Annotated in this window: 13 protein-coding genes; 2 read left to right on the forward strand and 11 right to left on the reverse strand. The window is 51.7% G+C overall.

What is annotated here, in order from left to right:
- Positions 1 to 46 precede the first annotated feature (46 nt).
- A complete protein-coding gene (locus NST99_RS30845; RefSeq protein ID WP_341096736.1) occupies positions 47 to 451 on the forward strand; it encodes a hypothetical protein in 405 nt (134 codons plus the stop codon).
- 19 nt (positions 452 to 470) lie between these two features.
- Here NST99_RS30845 and NST99_RS30850 read toward each other — a convergent pair whose 3' ends face one another.
- Positions 471 to 1,073, reverse strand: coding sequence for a DL-endopeptidase inhibitor IseA family protein (locus NST99_RS30850; RefSeq protein ID WP_341096737.1), 603 nt, complete (start codon positions 1,071 to 1,073; stop codon positions 471 to 473).
- 220 nt (positions 1,074 to 1,293) lie between these two features.
- Between NST99_RS30850 and NST99_RS30855 the strand changes: the two genes are divergently transcribed.
- Positions 1,294 to 2,079 (forward strand): alpha/beta hydrolase, encoded by a 786-nt coding sequence (locus tag NST99_RS30855; protein WP_341096739.1) that lies wholly within the window; start codon positions 1,294 to 1,296, stop codon positions 2,077 to 2,079.
- A 126-nt stretch (positions 2,080 to 2,205) separates the two neighbouring features.
- Here NST99_RS30855 and argH read toward each other — a convergent pair whose 3' ends face one another.
- The 10 genes from argH to secA all read right to left on the reverse strand — a co-directional run bounded on the left by argH (position 2,206) and on the right by secA (position 16,458).
- Positions 2,206 to 3,624, reverse strand: coding sequence for an argininosuccinate lyase (gene argH / locus NST99_RS30860; protein ID WP_341096740.1), 1,419 nt, complete (start codon positions 3,622 to 3,624; stop codon positions 2,206 to 2,208).
- Positions 3,625 to 3,752: 128 nt separating this feature from the next.
- Positions 3,753 to 4,988 (reverse strand): argininosuccinate synthase, encoded by a 1,236-nt coding sequence (locus NST99_RS30865; protein WP_341096742.1) that lies wholly within the window; start codon positions 4,986 to 4,988, stop codon positions 3,753 to 3,755.
- 340 nt (positions 4,989 to 5,328) lie between these two features.
- The gene (gene argF, locus NST99_RS30870) at positions 5,329 to 6,297 is read right to left on the reverse strand and encodes an ornithine carbamoyltransferase (RefSeq protein ID WP_341096744.1); all 969 of its coding nucleotides are present in this window, start codon (positions 6,295 to 6,297) and stop codon (positions 5,329 to 5,331) included.
- Positions 6,294 to 7,580: an aspartate aminotransferase family protein gene (locus NST99_RS30875; RefSeq protein WP_341096745.1), complete on the reverse strand. Its 1,287-nt coding sequence runs from the start codon at positions 7,578 to 7,580 to the stop codon at positions 6,294 to 6,296. The genes argF and NST99_RS30875 overlap by 4 nt, the downstream gene beginning before the upstream one ends.
- A gap of 115 nt (positions 7,581 to 7,695) precedes the next feature.
- On the reverse strand, positions 7,696 to 8,514 hold the full coding sequence (gene argB, locus NST99_RS30880; RefSeq protein ID WP_341096747.1) for an acetylglutamate kinase: 819 nt from the start codon (positions 8,512 to 8,514) through the stop codon (positions 7,696 to 7,698).
- A gap of 40 nt (positions 8,515 to 8,554) precedes the next feature.
- A complete protein-coding gene (argJ, locus tag NST99_RS30885; protein ID WP_341096748.1) occupies positions 8,555 to 9,787 on the reverse strand; it encodes a bifunctional ornithine acetyltransferase/N-acetylglutamate synthase in 1,233 nt (410 codons plus the stop codon).
- A 21-nt stretch (positions 9,788 to 9,808) separates the two neighbouring features.
- On the reverse strand, positions 9,809 to 10,882 hold the full coding sequence (gene argC, locus NST99_RS30890) for an N-acetyl-gamma-glutamyl-phosphate reductase (RefSeq protein ID WP_445745001.1): 1,074 nt from the start codon (positions 10,880 to 10,882) through the stop codon (positions 9,809 to 9,811).
- A 170-nt stretch (positions 10,883 to 11,052) separates the two neighbouring features.
- Positions 11,053 to 11,937, reverse strand: coding sequence for a YitT family protein (locus tag NST99_RS30895; protein ID WP_076109619.1), 885 nt, complete (start codon positions 11,935 to 11,937; stop codon positions 11,053 to 11,055).
- Positions 11,938 to 12,098: 161 nt separating this feature from the next.
- Positions 12,099 to 13,212, reverse strand: a protein-coding gene (gene prfB / locus NST99_RS30900; RefSeq protein WP_341096750.1) for a peptide chain release factor 2 whose coding sequence is annotated in 2 segments (ribosomal slippage) — positions 12,099 to 13,139 and positions 13,141 to 13,212 — 1,113 coding nt in all. Because the reading frame shifts where the segments join, the coding sequence is not laid out codon by codon here.
- A 738-nt stretch (positions 13,213 to 13,950) separates the two neighbouring features.
- Entirely contained in the window at positions 13,951 to 16,458 is a 2,508-nt protein-coding gene (secA, locus tag NST99_RS30905; protein ID WP_341096751.1) for a preprotein translocase subunit SecA, read from the reverse strand.
- Positions 16,459 to 16,545: the final 87 nt, after the last annotated feature.

Raw genomic sequence — 16,545 nt, forward strand, 5'->3', positions numbered from 1 at the left:
TGACGTTACACTGACAGTAAACTAGCATCTGAAAGGATGAATTATTATGAGCACAATACTTGCATCCGGACTTCCCTCCGTCGTCCGCAGCGCTCCTGCCGTCTACGCCTCGCGCACCTGCCGTGAAACGCTGCGTGTGATGTTTCAGCATCCGGAATCCAAATGTATCGTCGTCTGCAATTCCGTGAATGAACCTGTTGGCCTGCTGATGTGCGAGCGCTTCTTTTTGAAAGCCACCGGACGTTTGGGCATGGATCATTTCTACAGAGAATCTATAACCAAGCTGATGAACCGCAAGCCGCTGATTGCAGACCTCTCCGCCTCCCCGGCCAACGTGCGGACTGAAGCAATGAACCGCCCCGAGCCTATGAGAAATGATTGCATTATTATTACAAGCAACGGCAAGTTCGCCGGTGTTGTCTACCCTTCAGATCTACCTCAGCCCGAATAGCAAACCCACTCACTGCCTCTTAGAAAAGAATGTCCGGTGACGTGTCAATCCTCCAGTACCCGTTCACTTTTTTCAGTTCGACGACTACATTTTCTGTCGGGCCCTGGCCCTCTGGATAAGGCACAGTAAGCTCGAACACTGCTGAGGTTGTGGTTTTGGAAACCATTCTGGCCTTGGCCTTCTCATATTGCAGTGAATTGCCCATGTCGGCATTCACCTGCGCCATTCTCCCCTTATACTCAAGAAATTGATTTTGTACATAATAAGCTGCGGCCTTGTGGGTATACGCACGTTTTATGTAACTGAGCAGCTTCTGCTTCGTTCCGAGATCACTGGAAAGATACCGGTATTCCATAGCATTATAATGAAATAGCTCCGGCATATATGAACTTCCTCCGCGATGCGTATACGTATACAAAGCTTTGGCATGGGCCACCAGCGGAACCACGCTATTGACTGTCAAATTATTGATCAGTACCGGCCCCTCTTTGCCCGGTGCCACTGCGGCCACGCTTTTTACTCCCGTATTCGGGAGCGGCAGTGAAGCCGCCAGTGCCCCGCTTCCCGCAGACATCAGCCCCAGGGAGAGAGCTAACGAACCGATCATCCACTTCTTGTTCATCCTTTAAACGCCTCCTTCATTGTCTTTAAAAATCAGCAGTGCTCAAATGCTTCCATTGCAGCGATAGCTACTTTATAGCTTACGGTGTCCCGTAAGCTAAAATACCCAATCCCTCTTCTTATGAAAACGGATTGATGTCCGGCAAGCACAAAAAAACTCCGCCGAGGATGTATATCGGATTTGCATTGTGCTATATTTGGCTGAGAGGAGGAGTGAATAAATGGCTTTAATAGAATGCAAATTTTATTCGGAAGTATTGGGACTGAACACTTCGATGACTGTCATTTTGCCGCAGCAAACCACTACACAGATCGGGCTCAGCAATGTAAAACGGGGTGATCTTCATCCGACGCTGTTTTTGCTGCATGGCTTGTCTGATGATGACTCTATCTGGCTGCGCCGGACTTCAATCGAACGGTATGTTGCGAAACTGGGGATTGCTGTGGTTATGCCGCAGGTACATCGCAGCTTTTACACAGATATGGCCTCAGGGGGCAATTACTGGACGTTTATCAGTGAGGAACTGCCTGCGCTGGCGCGCTCCTTTTTTCCGTTGTCAGCGAAACGTGAGGATAACTTCGTGGCCGGCCTGTCGATGGGCGGTTATGGGGCGATCAAGCTGGGGCTGCGCAAGCCGGAGGTTTTTGCCGCTGCTGCAAGTCTGTCGGGGGCACTCGATATGGCCCATCATTTCTTGAACTGGGAAGATGCCTCGAAGAAAAGTGAAGAATACGAACTGATCTTTGGCAAGAAAGACATCGCAGGCACTCCGGATGACTTATTGTGGCTGCTTCAAGAAGTTGACGGCTCGAAGGGACCCAAACCGCTGCTCTACCAATGCTGCGGCACCGAGGATTTCCTGTACGAGGATAATCAGGCCTTCCGTGAAGCCTGCAGCAAGACCTCATTGCCCCTCACTTATGAGGAAGGCCCGGGCGAACATGAATGGGGCTACTGGGATACCAAGATCCGCGATGTGCTGGCCTGGCTGCCATTATCTAAATAGGCTTTTCATTGCCAATACAGAGTTTTTCCCTAGCATAGAAAAAAGACTGTCCTCCCGCATCCTAAGATACGGCTTGAAGACAGTCTTTCTTGATTTAAGCTCTTTCGATGATGCGTTGGCCTAAAGTTAACTATTCAGCGCGTTCCCATGCTGCGCTACCCATTTATTGGCCTCAAGCAAGGAAGCCTCTGCCCGTTCAATCGCTGCCTTCACCTGCACAGTGGCTGTGCCTCCGTACACGTTGCGCGCATCCACCACCGCTTCCGGCTGCAGGACTGCATAGATCTGCTCGTCGAACAGCGGCGAGAATTGCTTGAATTCCTCCAGTGTCAGATCGAGCAGGAATTTCCCCTCGTTAATGCAGAACAGTACGGTTTTGCCAATGACTTCATGGGCCTGGCGGAAAGGCAAGCCTTTACCGACCAGGAAGTCTGCAATATCGGTCGCGTTGGAGAAATCGGTATTCACCGCTTCACGCATCCGCCCCTTGTTCACCTTCATGGTGGAGATCATCGGTGCAAACAGCTGCAGCGCCCCTGTAAGAGTGGCTACTGTGTCGAACATGCCTTCCTTGTCTTCCTGCATATCCTTGTTGTAAGCCAGCGGCAGCGACTTCAGTACGGTCAGGAGGCCAATCAGGTTGCCGTAGACTCGGCCGGTTTTGCCCCGCACCAGTTCCGGTACATCCGGGTTCTTCTTCTGGGGCATAATGCTGCTGCCGGTACAGAAGGCATCATCCAGCTCCACGAAGCTGAATTCTGTGCTGCTCCACAGCACCAGCTCCTCACTGAGCCGGGACAGATGGGTCATGATCAGCGAGGCGTTCGCCAGAAACTCCACGATAAAGTCACGGTCGCTGACTGCATCCAGGCTGTTCTCGTACACACTGTCGAAGCCAAGCTGTTCCGCTACAAAATGGCGGTCAATCGGGAACGTGGTCCCCGCCAGCGCGCCCGCTCCCAGCGGCAGCACATTGATCCGCTTGTAGCTGTCCGTCAGGCGCTCCGCATCCCGGCGGAACATCGACACATAAGCCAGCAGATGGTGGGCGAACAGGATTGGCTGTGCCCGCTGCAAATGCGTATAACCGGGAACAATCGTCTCCACATTATCCTTCGCTTGACCAATCAGCGCTTCCTGCAGCTCATGCAGCAGCCCGACCAGCTCTACCACCCGATTACGCAGGTATAGATGCATGTCGGTCGCCACCTGATCGTTACGGCTACGTCCGGTGTGCAGCTTCCCGCCGACCGGACCGATTTCCTCAATCAGGTTCTTTTCAATATTCATATGAATGTCTTCATCTGCTACGGAAAAAACAATTTCTCCCGCCCGAACCTTATCCAGCACCTTATTCAGACCCGCCTTGATCGTTTCTACATCGTCCTGCGGCAGAATTCCGCATTTGCCCAGCATTGTGACATGGGCCAGACTGCCCTGCACATCCTCTTCGGCCAAAGCCTTATCGAACCCGATGGAAGCCGTATATTCCTCCACCAGCTTATTTGTTCCTTTGGTAAAACGTCCGCCCCAAAGCTTGCTCACCTGTTGTTTCCTCCTCTGTTGACGCCAGAAGGGCCGCTCCTGTCCTGACGGGAGGAACGGCCTTCCGATGTCTGCTTAATTAAGCTGAGCTTATTTCTTGATTAATACCGACGCGCGGTTAAAACACTCTACTTATTAGATTCCGCTACACCTGCTGATACTTTCAAACGCAGGGCATTCAGACGGATAAATCCTGTGGCATCGCCTTGGTCATAAGCTTGTGTAGGGTCAGCTTCCATCGTCGCGATATCCGGGTTGTACAGGCTGACCGGACTCTTGACGCCGGCACCGATGATATTGCCTTTGTAGAGTTTGAGACGCACCGTACCGGTCACGTTCTGCTGGCTTTCTTTGACCAGAGCCTGTAGAGCAAGACGTTCAGGCGCAAACCAGAATCCATTATATACCAAGGTGCTGTAACGGGTAATGAGGCTGTCGCGCAGGTTCATCACTTCACGGTCCATGGTAATGGACTCCATCTTGCGGTGTGCCGTGAACAGGATCGTTCCGCCCGGAGTTTCATACACGCCGCGGCTCTTCATACCGACAAAACGGTTCTCTACCATATCTACGCGACCAATACCATGCTTGCCGCCCAGTTCATTGAGTTTCTCCATGACTTGCAGCGGGGTCAAAGCTTCGCCGTTCAGCGCAACACAATCGCCTTTGAGGAAATCCAGCTCCAAATATTCCGCCTCGTCCGGAGCATCCTCCGGCGCGTTGCTGAGCAGGAACATTCCCTTGTTCTCAGGTGCGCTTGGATCAAACCAAGGATCCTCCAGCACGCCGCTCTCATAGCTGATATGCAGCAGATTGCGGTCCATGGAATATGGCTTGGCCGCTGAGGCCTGTACCGGAATTCCGTTGGCTTCCGCATAAGCGATCATTTCTGCACGGCCCGGGAACTGGTTGCGGAACTCTTCGAGCCGCCAAGGTGCGATAACGTTGATGTTCGGAGCCAGTGCAGCTACGCCCAGCTCAAAGCGAACCTGGTCGTTGCCTTTGCCTGTTGCGCCATGGGCAATTGCTGTAGCGCCTTCAGCGATGGCAATGTCCACCATCCGTTTGGCAATCAGCGGACGGGCAATGCTGGTGCCCAGCAGATACTGTCCTTCATAAAGTGCGCCCGATTGGAACATCGGGTAGATGAAGTCATTCGCGAACTCGTCGCGCAGATCATCAATGTAGACTTTGGAGGCGCCGGTCGCCAGTGCTTTTTCCTCCAGACCATCCAGCTCTTCCTTCTGGCCGATATCGGCTGTAAAAGCAATGATCTCCGCATCATAGGTTTCTTTTAGCCATTTCAGAATGACCGAGGTATCCAGTCCGCCGGAATAGGCGAGTACAATTTTTTCTTTAGCCATGAAGAAGCAACTTCCTTTCGTGTGAGGGGTATAGGATGAACTTCAAAAATTCGCTTATAGAACTCTGGTGATCAGGCGCAACTGCGTGAAAGGTTTGGACTTTCGGCTGCTGTTATAATCAGATTTCTATGATTTATAAGCCCGCGTACAACGGGAGAAATCTGATTATAAAGGCGGACGCTATCGCTCCTACAGTTCCAAACTTTCACTCCGTTGCTCCGCACCGGAATTCTAACGCTGTTTATTAAGTTCAACCTATATAGTGTTTTATATAGTATAAGACCAAGCAAGACCCTTGCAAGATCAATCTTGATTTACTCTAAGCCTAAGGCAAAATTAATTAGCCCATCAGTGCGGCCATCAGAGCCTTCTGCGCATGCAGACGGTTCTCGGCCTGGTCAAAAATGACCGAATTCGGGCCGTCGATTACACCGCTACTGACCTCTTCCTCGCGGTGGGCCGGCAGGCAGTGCAGGAACAGGTAGTCGCTCTTCGCGCCTTTGACCAGTTCCTCATTGACCTGATAGTCCTTGAATGCCGCTTCGCGGGCCAGCTGCTCGGCCTCAAAGCCCATGCTCGCCCACACGTCCGTGTAGATGACATCGGCATCCTGCACCGCTTCCTGCGGGCTGCGGGTAATGACGATGACAGAACCGGTCTCCTTGGCGATCTCACGCGCTTCCGCGACCACGGCGGCATCCGGCTCATAGCCTTCCGGTCCGGCGATGGAGACATGCACACCCAGCTTGGCTCCGCCGATCAGCAGGGAATGTGCCATGTTGTTGCCGTCGCCGATATAAGCCAGCTTCAGCCCTTTAAGCTTGCCTTTATGCTCATAGACCGTCTGGTAATCGGCCAGCACCTGGCAAGGATGAGCCAGGTCGCTCAGTCCGTTGATTACAGGAACTGAAGCATAACGCGCCAGATCCTCCACTTTATCATGACCAAAGGTACGGATCATGATGCCGTCAAGATAACGGGACATTACCTGCGCCGTATCGCCGACTGTTTCTCCGCGTCCGAGCTGAATGTCATTTTTACTTAAGAAAAGCGCATGTCCGCCCAGCTGATACATCCCCACTTCAAATGAAACGCGTGTGCGGGTTGAGGATTTCTCGAAGATCAGTCCGATCGTCTTGCCCTTTAGCGGCTGATAGACCTCGCCGTTCTTTTGCTTCTGTTTCAGCTCGATGGCCAAATCGATCAAATACATGATTTCTTCCGGACTGTAATCGTTCAGCTCCAGTAAATCACGGCCTTTGAGCTGCTGTGCAATTGTATTCGCAGCGTTTTGTACACCCTGGCTCATGAACCTGCCTCCCCGTTTTCTTTGTTAGCATAAGTATGAATTAGTTCGGAAAGGATGTCCACCGCCTGGTGGATCTCCTCTTTGCTTACATATAAATTAGGCAGCAGCCGAATCACATTCGGTCCGGCCTGTACGAACAGCAATCCCTGCTTCTGTCCGGCCAGCACAATATCGCTTACCGGCGACTGGCATTCGATGCCGATCAACAAGCCTTTGCCGCGGATCTCCTTCACAAACGGCGTATCTGCCAGCTTCTCTCCCAGCAATCCGGTGAGGTACCGGCCCATTTCGGCTGCGCGCTGCGGCAGCTCATCTTCAAGCATCGTCTCGATGGTCGCTTCCATCACCGCTGCGGCAAGCGGCGTGCCCCCGAAGGTGCTCGCATGGCTGCCCGGGCTGAACGCTTCACGCAAATAGCCTTTGCCCAGCATAACCCCCGCCGGAAAACCGCTGGCCACACCTTTAGCCAAAGTAAAAATATCCGGCTCAATGCCGTAATGCTGATGTGCAAACAGCTTGCCGGTACGGCCCATGCCGGTCTGCACTTCATCGACGATCAGCAGCAGACCATGCTCCTTGCACAGTTCCACCACTGCGTCCAGGAACTCCTGCTTCACTTCAAGCACGCCGCCTTCCGCCAGCACCATCTCCAGCATAATGGCTGCCGTATTCTCGGAGATCGCTTCCTTAAGCGCCGGAAGATCATGCAAAGGCACCGTCTTAAAGCCTGCCGGAAGCGGCAGGAAGCCTTCTTTCACCTTTTGCTGGCCGGTAGCCGTAAGTGTCGCCAATGTGCGGCCATGGAAGGATTGTTCGAACGTAATAACCTCATAACGCCCCGTGCCCTTTACCTTCTGGTGATAGCGGCGGGCCAGCTTGATCGCAGCCTCATTCGCTTCTGCACCACTGTTGCAAAAGAACACCTGATCCGCACAGCTGTTGCCGGTAAGCAGCGCTGCCACCCGGTCCTGGCCCGGAATGTGGAACAGGTTCGACACATGCCATAGCGTATCGATCTGCGCCTTCAGCTTCGCGCCAACCTTCTCCGGAGCGTGCCCCAGACTGGTCACAGCCAGACCACACATGAAATCGAGATATTTATTCCCCTGATCATCCCATACCCAGCTGCCTTTGCCCTTGACCAGACTGATGTCATATCTGGCGTAGGACGGGAATACCGCACCCAGCTTGGCAGGAGCAGCCCCCCGATCCTCCAGTTCCGCTGAACGGTTTTCCGTTGCCCCTGTCAAAGAATCCTTTTCCGCTTGCGTAAGCTTACTCATTCTTAGTCACTCTCCCACCATGCTGCTTCCGGTATTCCGGCAGCGCTGTATTTTGTGATTCCAATCAGCAATATGGCTGTGCAGTACATCTTCTCTTGCATTCTATCAATTTCTGTTAGGATGAGATAATTCTCGTTCCCAGCTCTTCGCCCTGCAGCACCCGGCTGAGTACTTTCGGCTCCTTGCCGTCCACAATAACGACCTCCGACACACTGCCCTGAATGCAGTCCATCGCGGCCCGCACTTTAGGAATCATCCCGCCGTAGATTTCGCCGCTTTCGATCAATTCTTCAATTTGCGCCACCGTCACCGATGGAAGCACAATCTTCTGTCCTTCCACTGTACGCATAATGCCGGGAACATCCGTTACTACAATCATTTTGGGCGAATCTACAAAAGAAGCCACCGCTCCAGCTGCTGTATCCGCATTAATATTGTAGCGCTGGCCTGCTGCATCCACACCGATAGGGGCAATTACAGGAATATAACCCAAATCAAGAATGCCCTTGATGATCTCAGCTTTGACCCCGGTTACTTCACCGACCTGGCCCACTTCATCGCTGTTCGCTACCGGCCCCGCCATGATGAGATTGCCGTCGACACCAGATAGGCCAAGTGCCTGCCCGCCGCTGCCCTGAATTCTTCGGACAATCGCCTTGTTGATACTCCCGGCCAAGGTCATCTCCACCACATCCAGCACTTCCTCGGTCGTCACCCGCAGGCCGTTCACGAAACGGCTCTCAATACCCAGCTTCGCCAAATTTCCGGAGATCGCCGGGCCGCCGCCGTGCACGATAACAGGCTTCACACCGCTGCTCTGCAACTCTCTTAAATCCTCAAAAAAAGAGTCAGGCAATGCCGCCAGCGTACTGCCGCCGCATTTCATCACGAACAGCCCGCCGGCCCTATTCTTCTCTATACGTTCTTCGGTCATAGTATCGGTATCCTTCCCATGGACTTATGCAACAGGTTGGTCAGGTACGGTAGGCCGCATTGATCCGCACATAATCATAAGTGAGATCACAGCCCCAGGCTGTAGCCGAACCGTCCCCATCAGATAAAGCTACGGTAATCAATATCGTATCGCTTTTTTGCAAATAGTGAAGTGCCTTCTCTTCATCAAAAGCAACCGGACGCGACTGCTTCAGCACCTCAATCTCACCCAGCGATATGTCTACACGCTCCGGTGATACAGGCACTCCCGCGCGTCCCACCGCAGCAATGATTCGTCCCCAGTTGGCATCCGCACCGAATATCGCCGATTTGACGAGACTGGAGCCGACCACCGTTTTGGCAATCGCACCTGCAGCCTCATCATGGACTGCCCCGCTGATCTGCACCTCAATAAGCTTTGTTGCACCTTCGCCGTCACGGGCAATTGCCTTGGCCAACGTCTTGCAGACATGTATAAACGCAGCAGCAAAAGCTTCCCAATCGGGATGTTGCCGCGTCAGCTTCTCGTTCCCGGCCAGACCGCTGGCCATCGCTACCAGCATATCATTGGTACTCGTATCTCCATCTACCGTGATCATATTAAACGTTGAATTGGTAGCCGTGCGCAGCAGGTTTAGCAGAGCTTCCCCGTCAATGGCCGCATCCGTGGTCATGAAGCCCAGCATCGTGGCCATATTGGGATGAATCATTCCCGAACCTTTAGCCGCTCCGGCAATTGTAACTTCCTCGCCGCCGACCTGTACCTTTACGCAGCATTCTTTTTTCACCAGATCGGTAGTCAAAATAGCCTGGCAGAATTCCTCCGCACCACCCGCTCCCCCATCCAGCTTCTCCGGAAGTCCGGCAATCCCGCTGCGTACACAATCCATCTTCAGCAGCTCACCGATTACCCCGGTAGAAGCAACTGCAACATCCAGCTCATTCACACCGAGATGACGTGCAGCGGCGGCGCGCATTTCGTAGGCATCGGCTTCTCCCTGTTCACCAGTGCAGGCATTGGCGTTTCCGCTGTTTACGATTACCGCCTGCAACACCCCGTTCGCCAGACTTTCCCGTGTCACCTTCAGCGGAGCAGCCTGAAATATATTGGTCGTATAGACAGCAGCAGCCGTGGCAGGCACCTCGCAAAGGATGGCCGCAAGGTCATTACGGTCGGTTTTTTTGAGGCCGCAGTGCAGCCCTCCAGAGGTAAATCCCCTCGGTGCAGTTATACTTCCGCCTTCCACGACGGTATAAGCTTTACTCTCATTCATTGTATGTTTGACCGCTGAACCTTATGGATACACAGGCGTGTAGCCAAGGCCACGGGTTTCCTCCCATCCCATCATCAAATTCAGGTTCTGAATCGCTTGCCCTGCTGCGCCCTTAACGATGTTGTCAATCACGGACACTATGGTAACCCGGCCTGTACGGGCATCTGTGGCAAACCCGATATCGCAGTAGTTGGAGCCGCTGACTTCTTTCGTCGCCGGAACCACGCCAGCCCCGCGGACACGGACAAACGGTCTGCCTTCATAATACTCACGGTATAATTCCACAAAATCCTGCTCGCTATAATTTCCGTTCATCCCGGCATACATCGTACTCATAATCCCCCGGTTCATCGGAACCAGATACGTGGTGAACGTTACGGTTACCTTCTCTCCGGCAATCTCCGTGAGCACCTGCTCAATTTCCGGGATATGCTGGTGTTTGTTGATTTTATAGGCTTTGAGATTCTCATTGATCTCGGCAAAATGGACCATCAGACTCGTTCCGCGCCCTGCCCCGGAAACTCCCGATTTTGCATCAATAATGATACTGTCATGCTTAATCCAGCCTGCCTTCAGTGCCGGAATCAGCCCCAGCAGTGTTGCCGTAGGATAACAGCCCGGATTAGAGATAAAATCCACGCCGGCGGCACGTTCCCCGAATACCTCACATAAGCCGTAGACCGCCTGCTCCAGGTAAGCTTGAGGGGGAGCCGGATGCTTATACCACTGCTCATACTCCGCACCGTCTTTCAGCCGGAAGTCACCCGATAAATCGACGACCTTCAGTCCTGCCTCCAGCAATTGCGGCACCAGCTTCGCACTGACTCCCGACGGCGTAGCCGTGAACACAACATCCGCCCTTCCGGCGATCTCTGCCGGGTCTACACCATCCAGATTGCGCTGGATAATTCCCGTTAAGTGGGGGAATCCATTCTCAATGGGCTCGCCCGCACTCGATGAGGAGATCACTGAAGTAACCTCTATATCAGGGTGGTTCTGCAGCAGCCTAATCAGCTCCACGCCTCCATAACCCGTTGATCCGACAATTGCCGCTCTCAGCTTGCCTTCCACTGTCATCCCCACTTCCTGCTTCATAAATTGAATGAATACCGTCCTGCAAATATGTATTATTATACGTCCGAATTAATATAAATACAACACATAACGTCAACTTTGTTCAAAAGCATTTTTAGAATTTCTACCTCAGCCCGTGACCCGATAACTAAGAAAAAAGAGAAGCGTTTAGCTTCCCCCTAAGGAAAAATCTATGCTTCTCTTTTAAAACCTTCGCCCAATACTTCATGAGCCTCCGTTATAATGACAAACGCCCCCGGATCGACCGAGCGGACAATGGCCTTCAGCCTCGTAATCTCATTCTGCCCGACAACTGCCATGAGCACCGTACGATTGTCGCCGGTGTATCCGCCCTCAGCCTTCAGCTTGGTCAGACCACGGTCCAGGTCGTTTAAGATCGCCTGCGATATCTCTTCCGTCTGGTCTGAAATAATATACGCAACCTTGGTCGTACTAAAGCCTACCTCAAGCGCGTTGATTACTTTGCCTGTAACGAACAGACCGATCAATGCGTACATCGCCTGCTCCATCCCCAGTACAAAAGCAGCCAGCGTAATGACCGTGCCGTCCAGCAGCACAACGGAGAGTGAGAAGCTGAACCCGGTGATCTTCTGGATAATCTGCGCCAGAATGGTCAAACCACCTGTCGAACCGCGCCCGCGGAAAACCAGACCCAGACCGAGACCCACGCCGATACCACCATAGATGGAAGCCAGCAGCGGGTTTGTTGTAGGAACAGGCCCATCTTTGGTCAGGAAAATAAACAGCGGCAGCACAAAGCTCCCCAGCAAGGAGCGGATTCCATATTGTTTGCCGAGAAAGATGATCCCCAGCACAAACAGCGGGATATTCAGCGCCCACTGCGTAAATGCCGGCTCCGCATGAAACCAGGCTTCGGCAAGTACGGACAATCCCGATACCCCGCCGGATGCAATCTGGTTCGGCAAGAAAAACAGATTAAAAGCAAGCGCGGTAATCAGCGACCCGACCAGGATGAGCACAATATCTACGGTATGGCGCAGCGGCCCGTTCAGCGGGATCAACGGGGGTTTGTTGCGTGAATTGATTTTTTGCATGTATGCCTTTTCTCCTTAAGATGTGATCTTGCTTATATATCGCCGCCAAGTCAAGTTGTTGTTCCAGAGCGTTTCAACTACTTTGCGGGAATTACAGGCATTTCATTCTTACATCACAAAAATTCCTACACCTCCGAAGACGCGTAGGAATACAGTTCCGCTTATTCAACCTCTGTTTTGATTTGGCTCCGCAAGTACCCGTCAATGAACAGATCCAAATCGCCGTCCATGACCGCTCCGACATTTCCGGTTTCCACGGAAGTGCGGTGATCCTTTACCATGCTATAGGGATGGAATACATAAGAGCGAATCTGGCTTCCCCAGGCAATTTCAGATTGCTCGCCGCGGATCTCATCCAAATGCTGCTGTTGTTCCTGTAATTTCCGCTCATACAGCTTGGAACGGAGCATTTTCATTGCCTGTTCCCGGTTTTTGATCTGCGAGCGCTCGTTCTGGCAGGTTACCACCACACCTGTTGGCAAGTGAGTAATCCGCACAGCTGAGTCGGTCGTATTGATATGCTGACCGCCTGCGCCGCTGGCCCGGTACGTATCGATCTTCAGATCCTCTGTACGAATATCCACCTCTACATCATCGGCTATTTCCGGAACGACATCGCAGGAGACAAAAGAAGTATGACGTCTTCCGGAAGAGTCGAACGGTGAAATGCGCACCAGCCGGTGGACCCCTTTTTCAGTCTTTAAATAGCCATAGGCATTAAAACCCTTGATCAGCAGTGTAACACTCTTAATCCCTGCTTCATCACCCGGCAGATAATCGAGCACCTCTACTTTAAATCCGTGCTTTTCCGCCCACCGCGTATACATCCGCAGCAGCATCTGGCCCCAATCCTGGGATTCCGTTCCGCCAGCACCCGGGTGCAGCTCCAGAATTGCATTCAGCTTGTCATACGGCTGATTCAGCAACAGTTGAAGCTCGAACTCATCGACTTTGCTGCCCACACTTCGGATGGTTCCGGCAATCTCTGCTGCCAGGGCGTCGTCGCCTTCTTCATCGGCAAGCTCAGCCATCATTGCGGCATCTTCATAATCCTGCTGCAGCCTCTCATACTGATCCACGCTAGACTTTACCGCGTTCATCTCGGCGATCACACCTTGCGCCTTCTCGGGGTCATCCCAAAATCCGGGAGCAGCCATTTTCTCCTCAAAGTTTGCGATCATCTCCTGCTTCAGATCTAAGTCAAAGAGACCCCCTAAGGTTGGTTAGTTTCTTGCCTATTTCACGCAGGTCTTGCTTCACGTTAGCATCGATCATATGGTTCACTTCACCTTTCAAAAATAAGTGGTTGCGCCGGGCGGCTTATTGGACTTAGGCGTTTCTAGAGACCAACGCGCTTCGCTGGCGGAATTGTTCTTCAGAACAAAGCGTATTATTCGGTGATGCCCGTAACTGCGTGGAATGTTTGGACTTCCGGCCGATGTTATGTTTGGATTTCCTGATTTAAACCGCTATATAGATTGAACTTAAGGTTTTAGAGTACAGGATCAGTCGCAACTACGGTGAATATTTGGACTTCCGGCCGCTGTTGTCTTCAGATTTCTTGATTTTATCCGCTATTAGCGGTAGAAATCCGAAGACAAAGGCGGACACTACCGCTCCTCCAGTTCCAAAATCCCCCTCCATTGCTCCTTTTCCTTATCTCAAGTATTTAAGTTCAATTTATATAGTCACGGTAGAAATCCAAATATAAAGGCGGACGCTATCGCTCCTCCAGTTCCAAACTTCCCCTCCGTTACTCTCACCTTCATGGCTAGGTTCTAAAGAACAATTCCGCGTGGTCCGCTTCTTGGTCACCAAAAGATCCCAAAGTCCAAAAAAGCGGCCGGGCCGCAAAACGGGGGGAGTCCCCCGGGCCCAGCCGCTTTTTATTGTCATTATAACCTTTGAAGCAATGGACAAGACCTAAAGCGCACTTGGTAAAAAACATTCGCAGCTTCAGATCTTCTCACTATTGTACCGGAAGACCGGACATCTGAATATCATCCAAATGTCTTACGCGTTCTGTCCGTGGCAGTTCTTATACTTCTTGCCGCTTCCGCAAGGGCAAGGGTCGTTGCGGCCAATCGCAGACTCTACATGCACCGGACGTTTCTCGGCAGGCTCGGCATTTGTGGAGATTTTGTCCTCTTCCACTACCGACTGGCGTTCCTGATTCGTCTCAATGTGCGCCTTCATAATGTAGGTTGCTACTTCTTCCTGAATGCTGGCGGTCATGGCATTAAACATTTCAAAGCCTTCGAATTGATATTCGCGAAGCGGATCGGTACCGCCGTAAGCACGCAGGTGAATCCCTTGACGAAGCTGATCCATCGCATCAATATGATCCATCCATTTGCTGTCTACGGAACGGAGTACGATAACCTTCTCGAATTCGCGTACCAGTTCGGCACCCAGACGTTCTTCACGGGCTGCATATTTCTCCAGCACACGGGTGAAGATGTACTCAATGATCTCTTCAACTTCCTTGCCCCAGAGATCGTCACGTGTCAAAACGCCTTCTTCCAACAGTTTGCTGTTTACATAATCAGCAACCTCTTGAAGCTCCCAGTTTTCCGGAATATCATCACTGCAGTGGGCGTTAACCACACGGTCAATGACCGGTTTGATCATTTCTACTACGATATCTTTAATGTTGTCAGACTCTAGAATTTCGCGGCGTTGTTTGTAGATAATCTCACGCTGCTGATTCATTACGTCATCATATTGCAATACGACCTTACGGATATCAAAGTTGTTGCCTTCTACCCGCTTCTGGGCAGATTCCACTGCACGGGTAATCATACGGCTCTCAATCGGCTGATCTTCTTCGAATCCGAGACGGTCCATCATATTCAGGACATTGTCCGCTCCGAAGCGTTTCATCAGCTCATCGCCAAGCGACAGATAAAATTGAGTTGAGCCCGGGTCGCCTTGACGTCCCGCGCGTCCACGCAGCTGGTTATCAATCCGCCGGGATTCATGCCGCTCCGTACCAATAATATGCAGGCCACCAAGATCGGTCACACCTTCACCCAGTACAATATCCGTACCACGGCCAGCCATATTCGTAGCGATAGTTACTGTTCCCGGTTGTCCGGCATGAGAGATAATTTCTGCTTCCGCCTCGTGATGTTTGGCATTCAGTACCTGGTGTCTAACACCCTTGCGTTTCAGCATTTCAGATACGCGTTCGGAATTTTCGATGGATACTGTACCTACCAGTACCGGCTGGTTCTTTTTGTGGCGCTCTACAATCTCCGCTACTACAGCGTTGAATTTGCCGTTTTCGCTCTTGTACACGACGTCTGGCATATCATCACGTTTGTTAGGTTTATTGGTCGGCACCTGGAGAACTTCCAGCCCGTAGATCTTCTTGAATTCCTCTTCTTCCGTCTTCGCAGTACCTGTCATACCACCCAGCTTGCGGTACATCCGGAAGTAGTTTTGGAACGTAATTGTAGCGAGCGTCATGCTCTCATTCTGTACCTCAATCTCTTCCTTGGCTTCAATCGCTTGATGCAGTCCGTCACTATAACGGCGTCCTGCCATCAGACGGCCCGTGAATTCATCGACAATAACAACCTCTTCATCATTTACTACATAATCCACATCGCGGCGCATAATAGCATTAGCTTTGAGAGCTTGTACGATATGATGGTTCAAGGTTACATGGGCATGGTCATATAGATTCTCAATGCCAAAAGCACGTTCAGCCGTAGCGACACCCTTCTCGGTCAAAGCCACGGACTTCACTTTAATATCAATCGTGTAGTCCTCTTCAGCAGTCAGCTTCTTCACGAAACGGTCTGCTGCGTAATACAACTCTGTCGATTTCTCAGCCTGTCCGGAAATAATAAGAGGGGTACGGGCTTCATCAATCAAGATGGAGTCAACCTCATCAATAATACAGAAGTATAGCGGGCGTTGTACCATTTGCTCCTTGTAGAGCACCATGTTGTCACGCAGGTAGTCGAAGCCGAATTCATTGTTCGTGCCATACGTAATGTCGCAGGCATAAGCGTTTTGTTTATCAGCATGGTCCATACCGTTCAGGTTCACCCCGACGGTCAAGCCCAGGAAGTTATAGATTTGTGCCATTTGCGCACTGTCGCGCTGAGCGAGATAGTCATTTACGGTTACAACATGCACGCCTTTACCCAGCAATGCATTCAAATATACCGGCAGCGTTCCTACCAGTGTCTTACCTTCACCTGTCTTCATCTCAGAGATCCGGCCTTCATGCAGCGCCATTCCCCCAACCAGCTGTACGTCAAAATGCCGCATGCCCAGCGTCCGTTTGGAAGCTTCGCGTACGGTTGCAAAGGCCTCGGGAAGAATCTCTTCCAAGGTTTCGCCCTTCTCAATACGGGCGCGGAATTCTTCAGTCTTAGCTTTGAGCGCTTCATCCGAAAGCGCCACAAAATCCGGCTCCAGTCCATTAATTACTTCGACCGTCTTCATTAGACGTTTGACATCCCGTTCATTGGTGTCGCCGAATATTTTCTTTACAAGTCCTAGCATGGTTAACCCCTTTCATGCAACACAGATGGTGGAATCGAGCCCATCCCACAAAATTGAAAGGGCCATATATTATTTCGATTCCGCTGC

Origin of the sequence: Paenibacillus sp. FSL L8-0470, from assembly GCF_038008625.1 — a bacterium.
In the GTDB taxonomy this organism is placed as follows: domain Bacteria; phylum Bacillota; class Bacilli; order Paenibacillales; family Paenibacillaceae; genus Paenibacillus_AQ.